This window comes from Parasphingorhabdus sp. (assembly GCF_039977335.1).
Lineage (GTDB): Bacteria > Pseudomonadota > Alphaproteobacteria > Sphingomonadales > Sphingomonadaceae > Parasphingorhabdus.
The window spans coordinates 1,896,826-1,911,813 of sequence record NZ_JBDWDI010000004.1 but is presented as its reverse complement, the minus strand read 5'-3'; the positions used below and the strand labels follow the sequence as shown (position 1 = coordinate 1,911,813).

Sequence of the window (14,988 nt, the reverse complement as noted above, 5' to 3'; positions counted from 1 at the left end):
TTCCAAAAACTTGAAACCCTACGCGCTTAGCCCATCAATCGCGGCCCAGCCATGTGCACCGAGATGTTCGCGCTGCTGAAATCGCCGCGCATTCATACCGCCGAGTAGGAATACCGGCTTGTTGCACAAGGCAATAAGGCGTCTGAGTTGCAGTTGACCAAGAGGCCGTTGATCCGGATGGGACCGGGTTGCAAAGGTAGGGGACAAGAATAACAGGTCTGCGCCAACATGTTTGGCTGTCAAAATCTCTCTGGCATTATGAACCGGCGCGCTATGCAGTAAGCCAGCAGTCTGGTGTCTTTTCCATTGCCGTCCGTGAACCCCATCTGCACCCCATAGATGCGCCAGCCTCGGCGGGCCGGCGAGGATCAGAAGATGATCGCTTCGCCGAGCGTAGTTCCTGATGGTTTGAAACCTAGTATAGCGTGCGGCTTCATCCAGATGGTAATGGCGGAATATAATCCCGCTGCCGCGCGGCAGGCCTGCGATCGATTTTTCCAGCACCGCGTCATTACGCCGATCGGTCATCAACCAGATTTGCGGATAAAGATTGGAAAAGCAGGGGTGGTGCATGCTGATCACCTGCCATATAGGCGGCCAATAGCCAATTGAGAATTTTATGACGCAAATGACGGAATCGAATGAGCGCCTGAATGCCATTCAGAAGCAAATAGCCAAAGCGGCGAAGCAGGCGCAGCGCAAAGCCGAGGATGCGCGCCTGATTGCCATATCCAAAACCCGGTCTGCCGATGAGATAAGACCCCTGCTGGATACGGGGCACCGGCTTTTCGGCGAGAACCGCGTGCAAGAGGCTGCTGCTAAATGGCCTGCTCTACGTGACGAATATGACGATGTGGAATTGCACTTGGTCGGCCAGTTGCAATCGAACAAGGCGGAAGATGCGGTCGCACTTTTTGACGCTGTTCATTCGCTCGATCGACCATCCTTGATCAAGGCGCTTGCAAAAGCGATGGACAAGCTCGACCGGCATATCCCCTGTTATGTTCAGGTCAATATCGGTGAGGAGTCACAAAAAGGGGGCTGCGCGATTGCGGATGTTCCCAGTCTTATCGCGTCCGCGCGATCCGCCGGTTTAGAAGTAGCAGGTCTGATGTGCGTGCCGCCTTCCGCTGTGAACCCTGCCCCTTATTTTGCGTTGTTAGCGAAACTGGCAAAAGATAGTGATTTGCCAGGCCTCAGCATGGGTATGTCGGGTGACTTTGAAAGCGCGATCAAGCTGGGAGCGACATATATCCGCGTCGGCACCGCTCTTTTTGGAGAACGGGCCTAGCTCTCAGCTTTGGACTGACCGTTTTTTTCGGCTTCTTTGGCTGCGCGATCTGCCTTGCGTTCCTCTGGTGTATCTGGGGCAACAAAGCTGATCACGACATCGCCATCCTCTATGACTGGCCTTGCATCGGTTGCGAAGAATAATATCCGGCGATCATCTTTTATCACAGCCAAAGGTTCTTCATCGGCCTCCAGATTTTTGCGATATTCGTCGGCGGTGAATATTTCGGTGATATTCGTTTTGCTGAACCGCCATCCTTCGCGTTCGCGGTCATGCAAGCTGTTAAAGTCAGCGCCTGTTTCAAACAATATCCGACCGTGGCCGATCTTGCTCTTGCTTTTGTCGCGACCGTCATTGGACAGGCGGCTGATCTGATCAAAGCCCATTTCAGGGCCAAGGTCAGCAGTGATCAGCTGATTATGGCTATCATTGTCGGTCGCCACGATCATATGCTGAAATTTGCCTAGTTCGATATGGTCGCTATGCGCTTCGTCCAAAATATCGCCTTGGTGAACCGCCAAATTCTCATGGCGGGCGCGGCGCAGGGCAAAGGAGCTGGTATCCGCCATCAAGACATCAATATCGAGGGATTTCAGGATTTTGCCAAGGCCGATGGACCAGCGGGTTGCGCCGACAATCAAAATGCCTTCGCCCTTCCCTTCATTGATGCCGAGTTTTTCTGCGACCCAGCCAGCCGAGAAACCATGGGCAAATATCGTCGCAATAACCACTGCAAAGCTGAGCGGGACCAGCGCTTCGGCGCCGGGGAAACCATAATCGACCAGCCGGATAGCAAACAGGCCGGTAATGGCGACCGCAACAATACCGCGCGGAGCAATCCACGCGATAAACAGCCGCTCCCGCCATGGCAGAGAGCTGAACAAAAGCGCGACCAGAACCGAAATTGGGCGCACCACGAATAGCAACAGGATCAGGAAGATCACAAATTGCGGCCGGAACTGCTGGACGGTTTCCCAATCAAGCGTAGCAGACAGAATGATGAACACGCCGGAAATCAGCAGCACCGCAAGGTCTTCTTTGAACCGGTGGAGCGCCTGACTGGAATAAATATGACGGTTGGCGAGCACGACGCCCATGACTGTCACCGTGATCAAGCCAGTTTCATGCATGATAAGGTCGGCAAGCACGAAGCCGCCAATGACCGTGATCAGCAAAAACGGCGCTTTCAAATATTCCGGAACATGGCCGCGTGGGAATAGCCAGGTAATCGCAAAGCCCAATGCCGCACCGATCAGACCAGCGAGGAAGCTCGCGGCCAGCACATCCATGCTGATCGACGCGATGTTCGCATTCGGGCCTTCATATGTAATATAAGCATAAATCCCGACCGCGAGCAGCGCACCGATGGGGTCGTTGACGATACCTTCCCATTTGAGCACGTTGCGCACGCGCGATGGTACGCGCAAAGTCCGCAGCATCGGGCCAATCACAGTCGGGCCGGTAACGATCATGATACCGCCGAGCAAAGCCGAAATTTCCCAGGAGAGGCCTGCGCCATAATGCGCGGCCGCCGTGCCCAGCACCCAGGCTATGGGACCAGCGATCAGTACCATCATGGTTACAGCACCACCAGCTTGGCGCAGTTCGCGAAAGTTGAGGCTCAATCCGCCTTCAAACAAGATGACCGCAACAGCCAGTTTTATGATCGGTTCTTGTAGCGCACCAAAGTCGCGCTCAGGGTCGATAATTCCCAATATCGGGCCAGCGATAATGCCGACAATCAGCATAAGGGCGATGGCCGGGCGACCAGTGCGCCAGGCAACCCATTGTGCGCCAATACCCAAAAGGCCAATCAACGCAATTTTCACCATCAGCGAATCAACAATAATCATTTGTAATCTATGCCGTTTTTTTGAGTATTATGCAAAATGATCGATGGCCTCTTCGATAACGCGGTAAACTGTGGAGAGTTGCTCGTCGGTGATACAATAGGGCGGCATGATATAGACGCTATTGCCGAGCGGACGCAGAAGAACGTTACGGTCAGCGAAAAAGCCCAGCAAAGCTGGCCCAAGCGCAGACATGTAGTTACCGCTCGCATCGTCAATTTCAAATGCCAATATCGTACCGCATTGGCGAATGGCGGAGATGTTCTGATGTCCATCGAGCTGCTGCGCAAATTCCAGATGGCGCTCTGCGATATGGTCAATCTGTTGTTGCACCGGTTCGTCCCGCCAAATCTCCAAATTGGCATTGGCGGCGGCGCAGGCAATCGGATTGGCGGTGAAGCTGCTTGAATGAAAGAACATTTTGGCGCGGTCTTCGGAAAAATGCGCATCATAAATCGGCGCAGTAGCGGCCGTGACTGCAAGCGGAATCACGCCACCCGTAAGGCCTTTTGCCATACACATGATATCGGGTGTGACGCCTGCTTGCTCACAAGCAAAGACAGTTCCGGTGCGGCCCCAACCCGTCATCACTTCATCAGCGATGAACAGGACATCATGTTGCTGACAGATGCGATGCATCTCGGCGAGGATTTTTGGCGAATAGACCTTCATTCCTCCTGCCCCGAGGATCAGCGGCTCCACAATCAGCGCAGCCGGCGGATTGTCTTGGTCAGTGCAAAAAGCGACCAGCGCATCGAGCGTGGCTTGCTCGGCACCGGATTCGGGAAAGGGAATCGAGCCCACATCAAAGAGCAGCGGCGCATAGGCATCATTGAACACGCCGCGTGCACCAATCGACATCGCGCCGATAGTATCGCCATGATAGCTGTGATCCATCACCAATATGCGATGCCGCTGCTGACCCTGATTATGCCAGAAGCCGAGCGCCATTTTCAGGGCAACCTCGACGGCGGTCGATCCGCTATCGGAAAAGAAAATATGATCGAGCGTTTCGGGCAGGAAGTTGGATAGGCCTTTTGCCAGTTGCTGGGCTGGCTCGTGCGTCCATCCTGCGAAAATAATCTGGTCGAGCTTGGCGCTTTGTTCCTGTATCGCGGCGACAATTTTGGGATGACAATGGCCATGCGTCTGGACCCACCAGCTGGAAATCGCATCGATAATCGCGCGGCCGTCTTCCGTGTGAAGTAACGCTCCCTCTGCCCTGACAACCTCGGGAATCGGTTGTCCAAGACCATGCTGCGTAAATGGATGCCAGATTTTTGTGGTCATTGATCGAAGTTCGCTAAGTCAAAATGTGCATGAAAAGCGGTCGAAAGCGCCTGGGCCGATAGATTTTCGATGATCGGCAAGCGGCCCAACTGTTCCACACCGCCGATACGGCATATGGTGTCCTGACTATCGGCAATTTCATCGCCGATGAAGGCGACGCCAAATATCGGAACGCCTCGACTGCGCAGAGCTTCGATAGTCAGTAAACTGTGATTAATCGTACCTAGTTTTGTAGAGGCGACGACGATGACAGGGCATTTCCACTGCGCAAACAGATCAGCATAGAGCAGCGTGTCATTGATCGGCACCAGCGCTCCGCCTGCGCCTTCAATCACCAAAGGCCCATCAACTTGCGGGATGTTCAAATCACCGGCGGATATCGCGACGCCGTCCTTAGCCGCTGCAAAATGCGGAGAGGCTGGTGTTTTGAGACGATATTTTTCTGACAGGATCCTATGGGTAGCAATGCCGCTCAACCTTGCGACAGCCTCGCTATCTGTTTCGTCATCCAGGCCCGCCTGCACAGGTTTCCAATAATGAGCATCGAGTGCAGCGGTCAGCGCGGCGGCGAAAACGGTTTTTCCAATATCGGTGTCGGTGCCGGTAATCACGATATTCTGGTTCAAGCCGCATGCTCCATTTTCTGCGCTTCGGTTAAGGCATCGGCTAGCGACGCAATATCATCTTGCGAGACGTTTAACGTGAGGGACAGGCGCAGCCGCGCGGTTCCAGCGGGAACTGTAGGGGGACGGATCGCGCGAACATCAAAGCCCTTTTGCTGTAAAGAGGCCGCTATCTGAACGGTGGCATTATCGTCACCTATGATAACAGGGAAAATCTGACTTCCTTCTCGTGACGCCGGACAAAGCGCGCCGAGCCGGCTTTCAGCGACCGCAATATGATCGTGCAACTGCGTCTGCAGTGAGGGATTTTTGGTAATATATTCAATCGCTTTGTGCACCAGATGCGCGGTGAGCGGGCTAGGTGCGGTTGAGAAGATAAAGGCCCGGGCGCGGTTGATGAAGAAGTCTCGCAGCACCAGGGGCATGGTGATCAATCCGCCTTCGACCCCCATAGCTTTGCCGCAAGTGCGCAAGACGATGACATTGTCCTGATTCTTTAGCGCGCAGGATAGGCCAACACCGCCTCTGCCAAATACTCCGACTGCATGGGCTTCATCAATGATCAGCACCGCGTCATGAGCGTCAGCAATTCCGGCCAGTTCGATTAGTGGTGCCCGGTCCCCATCCATGCTGTAGAGGCTTTCCACGGCAATCCAGATGGCCCCGATTCCTCCAGATTGACGATAGACCGTTATTTTGTCTGTCAGGTCTGACAGATCATTATGCCGAAAGTTCTGTGTCTTGGCGCGGCCCAGCTTCATGCCATCGTGGCTGCTCGCGTGGATCAGTTCATCATAGAATACCAGATCATCTGTTTGCGGTAATGTTGAGAGTAGAGCGAGATTGGCTGCATAGCCGGTGCTGAAAAATAAAGCGGACTCGGCACCATATTGCTCTGCCGCAAAATGCTCCAATGCTTCATGCTCAGGATGATTGCCACCCAATAATCGTGATCCGCCAGAACCATGCGGTATCCCGCTATCGAGTGCTGCATGAGCTATCTCTTTCAGATAGGAACTGCGTGCTAAGCCAAGATAATCATTGGACGAAAAGTCCCTGCCAGCAGGATTGATCAGGGCGCGTTTGCGACCCGCTCGATGAAGGGCGCTCAGGTGCTTTTGAAACGGTTCGAATCGCGACATCGCGGCGCTGTTAGCAGTCAGCTATTGGCTATGGCCAGTGGTAATGTGAGTTGCGTTTTTTGCATGGTTTTCTGCTGCGGTTGAGACGGCGTAGGTGCGAATCCGAGATCAAAGCACACCAGCTTTTCTTTAAGCGCGATGACCGCCTCCGCCGGACCGGCAACAGCCTGTTCAATCGCACTATGATTGGCTCCCAGCCCTCCCGTCAATGCACCAAAAGCGGGCATGATCAAATGTTTCTCGCCTTTGACGAAACAGCGGCGCGATACATGCCGTCCGCGCACCGGGACCCGTAATTTGGGATGAAAATGGCCTGAAATTTCAGGAAAAGTAGTATCTGCCGTCGCTTCATGACGCAGCGCGAGACCATCGCCAGTCCATTCAGCCATCACCTCGCCGCCCCATAGGCCGCTGACATCGCGGTCATGATTGCCGCTAATCCAAACCCAGTGGGTATTTTTCGTCAGTTCTTCCAGAAGATTGGCCGCTTCGCCTTCCAATCGCGCTTCACCTTCATCATCATGATAATTGTCGCCGAGGCAAAAGACTGTCTCTGCCTCAGATTCGGTTATTAGCCTGGCCAGTTCATCCAATGTTGCACGGCTATCATAAGGCGGCAGCATCTGTCCCTGTCGTGCATAAAAGCTGGCTTTTTCCAAATGCAGATCGGCCACCAGCAAGGCCTTTCGCGCTGGCCAATAGAGCGCCGCCGGAGCGACAACATCAAATAGGTGATTGGCGAACGAAAGGGGAACCATTGCTCTGCTATGCGATGATCTTATCGGCCATGCAAGCGGGAAGGGTTGGAATTTAAGGTCATGCGCGACTATATGCGCGCCATGACGGAATCAAATATTTCTTACAAAGTGGCGGCGCTCTATCACTTTGCCGTGGTTGATGATCCAGCGGCGCTGAAGCCGGAGATACTGGCTGCCTGTGAAACCAATGGCTTGAAAGGCACGATCCTGCTCGCGCCCGAGGGGATTAACGGCACCATTGCAGGTGAAGCTGACGGCATTGACTCGACTATAGCTTTCCTGCGAGGCCTGCCGCAATTTTCCGGACTGGAAGTCAAATATTCTGCGGCCGATGATATGCCATTTCTGCGGATGAAAGTGCGGTTGAAAAAGGAAATCGTGACCATGGGTGTGGACGGCATTGATGCCGCGCGGGCCAAAGGTGACTATGTCGATCCACTGGACTGGAACGCCATGATTTCGGAACCCGACACCATCGTGATCGATACCCGCAACGCTTATGAAGTGGCGATTGGCAGTTTTGAAGGCGCGATTAATCCAGATACGGAGACGTTTCGCGATTTTCCGACCTGGTTCGATGATTTCTCCAAGCAATTGCAGGCGAAATCGGGCAAACAACCCAAGATTGCGATGTTCTGTACTGGCGGGATACGCTGCGAAAAGGCAACCGCCTATGTGAAGGCGCAGGGCTTTGATGATGTCCATCATCTGAAAGGCGGTATCCTCAAATATCTCGAAAACGTGCCGGAAGAAAATAGTAGCTGGAACGGGGATTGCTTCCTGTTCGACCAGCGCGTGGCGGTGGGCCATGGGCTGAAAGAAAGCGATTATGATCAATGCCATGCATGCCGGATGCCGCTAAACGCCGAAGAGCGCGCATCGGAAAAATATGTTCCGGGAGAGGCCTGCCCCCATTGCTATGACAGTCGTACTGATGAGCAGCGCGAACGCTATCGCGAACGGCAGCGGCAAGTGGAAAAGGCAGCGCAAGAAGGCCGCCAGCATTTGGGAACAGCATGAGCGATACGCCGATTCTCTATAGTTTTCGGCGTTGCCCCTACGCAATGCGCGGGCGCATGGCGCTGCTGATCAGCGAGACACCGGTGCGCTTGCGAGAGGTCGTGTTGCGCGACAAGCCGGAGGAAATGATTGCGGCCTCACCCAAAGCGACAGTGCCGGTGCTCGTGCAGGATGATGGGACCGTCATCGATGAAAGCCTTGCGATCATGCATTGGGCGTTGGACCGGAATGATCCGGCAGCCTGGCTGAACGATGCGCAGGCTGGCGCGGATCTGATCACAGAAGCCGACAGCGATTTTAAGGACAATCTCGACCGTTATAAATATCCCACGCGTTATGATGATGTCGACCCGATGGCTCATCGTTCTGCCGGGTTAGCCTTTCTGGAAAAGCTGGAAAAATCGTTGGCCGCCAAGGGGCAGTTGCTGGGAAACCAGCCCCGGTTGGCGGATTTCGCAATTTTTCCCTTTGTCCGGCAATTTGCGAATAATGATCGCGACTGGTTTGATGCGCAATCGCTGCCCGCGTTGCAAAAATGGCTGGCGGGACATTTGCAATCGGATCTTTTCGTCACGACAATGAAAAAATACCCGCAATGGAAAACCGGCGACCCGGAACCGCTATTTGGAACTCAGGACGCTACGACCTGATACGCGTGCTTTTTGGCTGTTCATATTGACGCCTTGTATCCTTCGGCAGCAGGAAATGGATTTTCCGTTTTTTGAAATCGATAGCGACCTGGTCAAATTTCCGCAGGACATCCATACCCAATAACAGCGCTGGTTTCTTGGCCATTCCTAACCGTTCAAAAGGCGGGGCGTCTGCAAAGGCCACTGGCAGGCTTTCAAATTGTGCGCGGCCAATGCGAAAATCGCGTGCCGTGCCAAACTCCACGCCCAATGTTTGACCGGTGACGGCAATAAGGCTGTTTTCTTCGCCCAGCTCTTTGGCGCGTTTAATCAAGCGCTTTTTCAAGACGAGATTGGCGATGGAAACCTGAGCCCCGGTGTCGACAATCACATTGACTTTCAGGCCGGAAATCGTGGCTTCGGTAAAGATAAGCTGGCCGGATTTGCGCCGGGCGGTGACGACAATCTCGCGGCGCGACGCCATGGCCCGTGGTTCAGCAGCATCTTCGATCGCGATCTGATTGTTGATGAAATCAAATAATATGCGCTGATCTTGCAACCCGTCGAGGCCCAAAATACCATCTGCGCCAATATGCCGAGCCAACAAAACCGGTGCAATCAGGCTGTCATAGCTTTTCCGGCCCAGAGTCAACTCAGGCACGTACACCATGTCAACCGTGCTTCTGCCAGCGATACTCAGCAATTCGGCTGGTTCTTCCGCATCCAGCGCAAGCCTGGTGGCTATTTTGCGAGACAGCACAGTCCGTTCAGCACCGGTATCGATGACAAAGGAAAAAGGGCCGCGGCCTTCTATGCTTACAGGGACTGTCATCCGCTGCGCGCGGTCTTCGTCTATCGCGACAATTTCGCTGTCTGCTTTTGTCAGCGACCCCGGCTGTACAGACTGACCCATTGGCACCGGATAAGCAAAAGCCAGCGCCGATGCGATAATTCCGGGGATCAAATTAGTAGAAAAGATCGGCACTATACTCTCCGGACATATTTTTTTCTAACACACTGTACCACCAAAGCAGTATATTGCCAAAGTCCGCCTAAGAGGCGTCTTTAGGCAGCAGAAAATAGATTTTGCGATTGGCGAAATCGATCGCCATGCGGTCAAATTTTCGCAGCGCATCCATGCCTAAAAACATGGCCGGTTTTTTGTCCAGATTCAGTGCGGCAAAGGGCGCGATATCGGCAAAAGCGATCGGGATGACCCCGAAACGGGCGCGTCCGATATGCAGCTCACTGGCAACACCATAGTCGGCGGCTATGGAACGGCCGGTCACGTCGACAAGATTAATCTGTTGTAGCGCAGAGCGTTTCATTCGCAGCCGCCGCTGCAAGGCCTTATTGCCAATTGACAGCTCTCCGCCAGTATCGATGATGACACTAACTTTGATCCCGGAAATTTCGGCATTGGTAAAAATCAACTGGCCGGACCGCCGCCGGGCAGTGACCACAATTTCGCGGCGAGAGCGTGCTTTGCGTTTCTTGGCGGTGTCTTCGACGGAAATAGCGCTGGTGATAAAATCAAAGAGTATGCGCTGCCCTTGCAGGCTATCGAGCCCCAATACGCCGTCGGCACCAATATTGGTTGATCGGAAAGTTGGCGCGACAATGCCCCCGTAGCTGCGACTGCCCAAGGTCAGTTCAGGGACATAAACGGTTTGTACAATCGTATTGCCTGCCAAGGCGATGATATTGACCTCATCTTCTAGTTCCAGGGTCAGACGACCTGCTATTTCCTTGGACAAAATGGTGCGCTGTGCCGCTGTATCGATGATGAACTTGAACGGACCACTGCCTTCGATACTGACCGGCACCGTCATGCGTGCCATCCGGTCTTCATCAATCGTAATTTGTTCGGCATCCGGCTTGATAAACTGATCGGGCAGCCGGTCGGCCAATATCGCTTCAGGCTCGACAATTTCCGGTATGGCTGCTGCTGTTTCCGGCAAAGGGGCCGCCGGTTCAGCAACTTGCGCTGAAAATAACAGCGGCAAAACCGCACTTATCGGGGAAAACATACTCATGCCTGTATAGTTACTCCAATTTTCGGCTGGCGACAAATATCTTGGAGGTAATCAGTGCCGCTAGTCGCCGCGCATGGCTTCTTCGATTAAGCTTTCGGCTTCGATCAGCAGTGCATCATCTGTGGCCCCTTGTGCCACATGCTCGCGGCCAATCATGACCAGTACCGGCACGGCCAGCGGGCTTACCCGGTCAAGATCGACGTGTACCATGGAACCGGCGGCGCGGTCGAGCAGATCACCCAATCGCGCAACATCGGTCATCCGTGCCCGCGCATCGGCCCAGGCCGCCTGCATCAGCAAATGATCGGGCTCATATTTGCGCAACACGTCGAAAATCAAGTCGGTGGAGAATGTCACCTGCTTGCCAGTCTTGCGTTTGCCGGGATGTTGACGATCAACCAGCCCGCTGATTACCGCGACTTCGCGAAAAGCGCGTTTGAGGAGATAGGATCCTTCGATCCAGTCGAAAAATTCATCTTCCAAAATGTCAGCACTAAATAGCGGTGCGGGGTCAGCAATCGGTTCAACGCTCCAGCAGGCCAGCGCATAATCATTGGCCACAAAGCCGATAGGTTTCAGCCCGCGTGTTTCCATGCGCCGGGTCAGCAGCATCCCGAGAGACTGATGCGCGTTCCAACCTTCAAAGCTATAGACCGTCATATAGTGCAGGCCCTTGTGCGGGAAGGTCTCGACCAGCAGTTCGCCTTGCTCCGGCAAACGCGAGCGGTGGTCCTGCATCTCAAGCCATTCGCGCACATCATCGGGGAAGCGCGCCCACCCTGCCCGGTCCGTCAAAAAGCCGCGTACCCGGTCGGACAAATGGGTAGTCAGCGGCAGGCGCAGACCCATATAGCTGGGGATCATTGCTGCCTTCTTGGTCGCGCGGACGATCACGTCCGATGTGTCGAGCTTGACCAACTCAAGGCTCATGCCGGCAAAGAAAAACGTATCGCTGGGGCTTAGCATGGCGGCAAAGCTTTCTTCGACCTTACCAAGATTGCGGCCATTTTTAAATCGCACCGTCATCATGGCTGCATCGACAATGATCCCGGCGTTCAGGCGGTGCTGGGTGGCGAAACGTGGGTGGACCAGATGCCAAACCCCCTTGGCATCGCGCCGCAACCGCTTGAACTTGTCATAGGCTTTAAGCGCATAACCGCCGTCGCGCGTAAAACCGAGGACGCGGTCAAAAGTCTCTTTATCGAGCGCACTAAAGGGTAAGGAAGATTGCAGCTCATCGAGCAGATCATCTTCCTGAAACGGTGCGGCGCAGGCACAGGTCATGACATGCTGCGCGAGCACATCCAGTCCGCCGGGGCGAAAGGGCTCACCATCCCGCTTGCCTTCATTGACGGCATCCAGCGCCGCTTGCGCTTCGAGATACTCGAACCGGTTGCCGGGTACTAGCAACGCCTTGGATGACACATCGAGCCTGTGATTGGCGCGGCCAATGCGTTGGAGCAATCGCGAGCTACCCTTGGGCGCGCCCATCTGGATCACGCAATCAATATCGCCCCAGTCGACGCCCAAATCAAGCGAGGCGGTACAGACCAGAGCGCGCATCTTGCCCGATGCCATGGCATTTTCAACCTTGCGCCGCGCCTCTTTCGACAGGCTGCCGTGATGCACCCCGATGGGCAGGGTTTCCTCATTAATCTCCCACAATTTCTGGAAGATAAACTCGGCCAGAAAGCGCGTGTTGGTAAAAACCAGCGTCATCCGGTTGGCTTTGATCTGCTCCATCACCTGCGGAATGGCATAGACACCGGCATGGCCAGCCCAGGGCACCCGGATCTTGTCGCCTTCCGGTGTTTCGGGAATCATGATCGCGATATCCGCTGGCGCGCCTTCTTCTCCGAGCACATGGGTGACGGTATCGATATCGCCATAGGGGGCCAGCCAAGCGCGAAAGTCATCGGGGTCAGCGACCGTTGCCGACAAGGCTGCACGCTTCATGTCCGGTGCAATCCGCTGCAACCGCGCGAGCGACAGAGACAGCAAATCCCCGCGCTTGCCGGATGCAAAGGCATGCACCTCATCAATAATCACATGTTTCAGATTGGCGAACAGGGTGAAACTATCTTCTTGGCTCAAGAGCAGATTGAGCGATTCCGGCGTAGTCAGCAATATCTGCGGCGGTTTGACCCGCTGGCGTGCCTTGCGATTGGCAGGCGTATCGCCACTTCGGGTTTCAACTTTGATCGGCAGGCCCATTTCATCAATCGGCGTCAGCAGGTTGCGCTGTACATCGACCGCCAAAGCTTTGAGCGGAGAAATATAGAGCGTATGCAGCCCGTCGAAATCGGGCTGTTGTATAAGATCCACCAGCGTGGGTAAAAAACCCGCCAGTGTCTTGCCTGCTCCGGTGGGCGCGGTAAGTAAGGCATGGCGCCCTGCCTCAGCTGCCTGCAGCATCTCCATCTGATGTCGCCGCACACGCCAGCCACGAGAGGCGAACCAGCTGGAGAGAGGTTTGGGAAGTGGGTCGCCGCTCATTGCGCTACCATAAGCAAGGCGGCCGGATTATCGAATCATTTTCGGACGGCTGAAATATCTAATATGTTCCTATCGCGGCTTCGATAAGATCGAGCGTATGTTTGCGCACAGCCACTTTGTTCGCCCCATAGGCACGCCCGGGGAGTTTGCTGAGCAGATCTGCTTGCTCTTGTGCGGTTTTGGACACCAGTTCAGGATCAACCAACATGTCGATATATCCGACGTCCAAAGCTTCGGCTGGTTCGTAAAGCTGTGACTGGATGAGCGCTTGCGTAAGTTTGCGACTATCCAGACGTGCTTTCGGCAGTTCGATAGCAAAGACCGGCAAATTCATATTATTGATTGTCTCATTCGCGCCATAGCGAAACGCGCCATTTGCGCCGATGCGGGTGTCGCAGGCCAACAGCAGAAACGCACCCATGGCAATGGCATGTCCGTTACAGGCAGCAACAACAGGAACCTGGCTACTATAGACTTTGAGTAGCATGTTGCTGGCTTGATCTAGCAGTTCCCCGGAGCGTGCCGCGCCTTCGGCCGCCAGCCATTTGAGATCAAAACCGCCGCTAAAAACACCTTCGCGACCCGACAAGATAATTGCTTTCGCGCCGTTTTCCGCTTCTGCGAACTTCGCGATGAAGTCGGTCATCCAATCCGGATTGATCGCATTGGCCTTGCCATCATCCATTGTCAGATAGGCAATGTCTTCGTCTATTTTCACTGTAATGCTCATTTTGGACTCCATTATCCTGACTTCCATATTCAAATTTAATCAATCGATTAAATCCGTCAGGAAAGCAATTGCTATTTGTGGCAGGGATGGAGAAGTTTCTAGCGTCTCAATTCGGCCATCAATCCAAATAATTGTGTCACATCCGGTGGTGTGGTGTCGCCCGCATATTCCCGGTAAAGGGTCGACACATTGACTGCGATCCGTTCGCTATCGCCCCAGCTGGAGAAATCACCCAGCTTAATATCATGCGCAGCATCACGCACTGAGAGGCCCGCATTATAACGTTTGCGCGCTTCGCCATCAATATAGTGTAGATAATCCTGCACCCGCCGAACGCCAGCTTCATCGGTGATCGGACCATGACCGGGAACGATGGTGCCAGGTTTCAGGTCAATGATATGATCACAGGCGGCAATCCAGTTCAACACTGGCCCCGCCCACATGATCGGTGTGCCCTCGATAAACAGGATGTCGCCGGTGAAAACAGTTTTGTCATCGGGCACATGGACCAACACGTCACCTGCGGTATGCGCGGGACCAACTTCAATCAGGTCAACCTGTTTGTCACCGACCTTCACACTATATTCGCCGCTAAATGTCTTGGTCGGGTGTTTTTCCGCTACATCGGTAAAGTCAAAACTACCGAAAATATCCACAAGATACTGTCCCGCCGGCCCCATATCTTTGGTCTGCGCCATGATGGCGGCTAGAGCGGGAGCAGGCAATTCATCCATCTCTTTGGCGCTGGCATCTGAGGCAATGACCTCTGCATGCTGGCAGCAACCATTGCCATGCGTATGATCGCCATTGGCATGGGTGTTAACGATGGTGCCGATATCATCGGCCCCAACGCCTGCGGCATCGGCCATGGTGGCGAGCATATCGCGAGTCAGGCTGGCATCGAACAAGGTATCCACCAGCAAGGATTGTCCGCCGTCGGTTATGAGCCCGGCATTGGACCATCCCCAGCCCCCATCAGGCTGTAAATAGGCAAAGATGCCATTGCCGGTTTCATACAGACCTTTTTGGAAGGGGATATCGTCCATGCTGCCTCTCGCTTTGCTACTTTCTTTTCGCTGTTTTGGCAGCTTTCGAACGATTTGGATAGAGGACCGAAATGGGG

14 protein-coding genes are annotated in these 14,988 nt (G+C 54.2%); 3 read left to right on the top strand and 11 right to left on the bottom strand.

Annotated features, from left to right (window positions below; translation table 11 throughout):
• Positions 1-18: 18 nt before the first annotated feature.
• Complete coding sequence (locus tag ABJM21_RS16485; protein ID WP_348302008.1) at positions 19-573, bottom strand: thiamine phosphate synthase; 555 nt, start codon at positions 571-573, stop codon at positions 19-21.
• A gap of 46 nt (positions 574-619) precedes the next feature.
• On the opposite strand from ABJM21_RS16485, the gene ABJM21_RS16480 reads away from it, so the two are divergent.
• Entirely contained in the window at positions 620-1,291 is a 672-nt protein-coding gene (locus ABJM21_RS16480; protein ID WP_348302007.1) for a YggS family pyridoxal phosphate-dependent enzyme, read from the top strand.
• Here ABJM21_RS16480 and ABJM21_RS16475 read toward each other — a convergent pair.
• Genes ABJM21_RS16475 through pdeM form a run of 5 tightly spaced genes read right to left on the bottom strand, consistent with a single transcriptional unit; the run spans position 1,288 to position 6,954 of the window.
• On the bottom strand, positions 1,288-3,144 hold the full coding sequence (locus ABJM21_RS16475; RefSeq protein ID WP_348302006.1) for a sodium:proton antiporter: 1,857 nt from the start codon (positions 3,142-3,144) through the stop codon (positions 1,288-1,290). The two genes, ABJM21_RS16480 and ABJM21_RS16475, sit on opposite strands and share 4 nt — an antisense overlap.
• Before the next feature lie 27 nt (positions 3,145-3,171).
• Complete coding sequence (locus ABJM21_RS16470; RefSeq protein ID WP_348302005.1) at positions 3,172-4,431, bottom strand: adenosylmethionine--8-amino-7-oxononanoate transaminase; 1,260 nt, start codon at positions 4,429-4,431, stop codon at positions 3,172-3,174.
• Positions 4,428-5,057, bottom strand: coding sequence for a dethiobiotin synthase (gene bioD, locus ABJM21_RS16465; protein ID WP_348302004.1), 630 nt, complete (start codon positions 5,055-5,057; stop codon positions 4,428-4,430). Before bioD ends, ABJM21_RS16470 begins: the two co-directional genes overlap by 4 nt.
• Positions 5,054-6,196 carry an 8-amino-7-oxononanoate synthase gene (locus ABJM21_RS16460; RefSeq protein WP_348302003.1) on the bottom strand — a complete coding sequence of 381 codons (1,143 nt, stop codon included), beginning with the start codon at positions 6,194-6,196 and terminating at the stop codon, positions 5,054-5,056. Before ABJM21_RS16460 ends, bioD begins: the two co-directional genes overlap by 4 nt.
• Before the next feature lie 17 nt (positions 6,197-6,213).
• A complete protein-coding gene (gene pdeM / locus ABJM21_RS16455; RefSeq protein ID WP_348302002.1) occupies positions 6,214-6,954 on the bottom strand; it encodes a ligase-associated DNA damage response endonuclease PdeM in 741 nt (246 codons plus the stop codon).
• 60 nt (positions 6,955-7,014) lie between these two features.
• On the opposite strand from pdeM, the gene ABJM21_RS16450 reads away from it, so the two are divergent.
• On the top strand, positions 7,015-7,974 hold the full coding sequence (locus ABJM21_RS16450; protein ID WP_348302001.1) for a rhodanese-related sulfurtransferase: 960 nt from the start codon (positions 7,015-7,017) through the stop codon (positions 7,972-7,974).
• The gene (locus ABJM21_RS16445; RefSeq protein WP_348302000.1) at positions 7,971-8,624 is read left to right on the top strand and encodes a glutathione S-transferase; all 654 of its coding nucleotides are present in this window, start codon (positions 7,971-7,973) and stop codon (positions 8,622-8,624) included. The genes ABJM21_RS16450 and ABJM21_RS16445 overlap by 4 nt, the downstream gene beginning before the upstream one ends.
• On the opposite strand, the gene ABJM21_RS16440 is transcribed toward ABJM21_RS16445, so the two are convergent.
• From ABJM21_RS16440 to ABJM21_RS16420, 5 genes are all read right to left on the bottom strand, one after another.
• Positions 8,614-9,588, bottom strand: coding sequence for a retroviral-like aspartic protease family protein (locus tag ABJM21_RS16440; protein WP_348301999.1), 975 nt, complete (start codon positions 9,586-9,588; stop codon positions 8,614-8,616). The genes ABJM21_RS16445 and ABJM21_RS16440 overlap by 11 nt on opposite strands.
• A gap of 67 nt (positions 9,589-9,655) precedes the next feature.
• Complete coding sequence (locus ABJM21_RS16435; RefSeq protein WP_348301998.1) at positions 9,656-10,639, bottom strand: aspartyl protease family protein; 984 nt, start codon at positions 10,637-10,639, stop codon at positions 9,656-9,658.
• 60 nt (positions 10,640-10,699) lie between these two features.
• Positions 10,700-13,135, bottom strand: a complete 2,436-nt coding sequence (locus ABJM21_RS16430; RefSeq protein WP_348301997.1) for a ligase-associated DNA damage response DEXH box helicase — start codon at positions 13,133-13,135, stop codon at positions 10,700-10,702.
• 58 nt (positions 13,136-13,193) lie between these two features.
• A complete protein-coding gene (locus tag ABJM21_RS16425) occupies positions 13,194-13,865 on the bottom strand; it encodes a crotonase/enoyl-CoA hydratase family protein (RefSeq protein WP_348301996.1) in 672 nt (223 codons plus the stop codon).
• A 98-nt stretch (positions 13,866-13,963) separates the two neighbouring features.
• Entirely contained in the window at positions 13,964-14,911 is a 948-nt protein-coding gene (locus ABJM21_RS16420) for an MBL fold metallo-hydrolase (protein WP_348301995.1), read from the bottom strand.
• Positions 14,912-14,988: the final 77 nt, after the last annotated feature.

Bases quoted from the DNA above. Each gene is read 5' to 3' on its own strand.
- ABJM21_RS16485 (WP_348302008.1), bottom strand. From the start codon at position 573: ATGCACCACCCCTGCTTTTCCAATCTTTATCCGCAAATCTGGTTGATG.
- ABJM21_RS16480 (WP_348302007.1), top strand. From the start codon at position 620: ATGACGCAAATGACGGAATCGAATGAGCGCCTGAATGCCATTCAGAAG.
- ABJM21_RS16475 (WP_348302006.1), bottom strand. From the start codon at position 3,144: ATGATTATTGTTGATTCGCTGATGGTGAAAATTGCGTTGATTGGCCTT.
- ABJM21_RS16470 (WP_348302005.1), bottom strand. From the start codon at position 4,431: ATGACCACAAAAATCTGGCATCCATTTACGCAGCATGGTCTTGGACAA.
- ABJM21_RS16460 (WP_348302003.1), bottom strand. From the start codon at position 6,196: ATGTCGCGATTCGAACCGTTTCAAAAGCACCTGAGCGCCCTTCATCGA.
- pdeM (WP_348302002.1), bottom strand. From the start codon at position 6,954: ATGGTTCCCCTTTCGTTCGCCAATCACCTATTTGATGTTGTCGCTCCG.
- ABJM21_RS16450 (WP_348302001.1), top strand. From the start codon at position 7,015: ATGCGCGACTATATGCGCGCCATGACGGAATCAAATATTTCTTACAAA.
- ABJM21_RS16445 (WP_348302000.1), top strand. From the start codon at position 7,971: ATGAGCGATACGCCGATTCTCTATAGTTTTCGGCGTTGCCCCTACGCA.
- ABJM21_RS16435 (WP_348301998.1), bottom strand. From the start codon at position 10,639: ATGAGTATGTTTTCCCCGATAAGTGCGGTTTTGCCGCTGTTATTTTCA.
- ABJM21_RS16430 (WP_348301997.1), bottom strand. From the start codon at position 13,135: ATGAGCGGCGACCCACTTCCCAAACCTCTCTCCAGCTGGTTCGCCTCT.
- ABJM21_RS16425 (WP_348301996.1), bottom strand. From the start codon at position 13,865: ATGAGCATTACAGTGAAAATAGACGAAGACATTGCCTATCTGACAATG.
- ABJM21_RS16420 (WP_348301995.1), bottom strand. From the start codon at position 14,911: ATGGACGATATCCCCTTCCAAAAAGGTCTGTATGAAACCGGCAATGGC.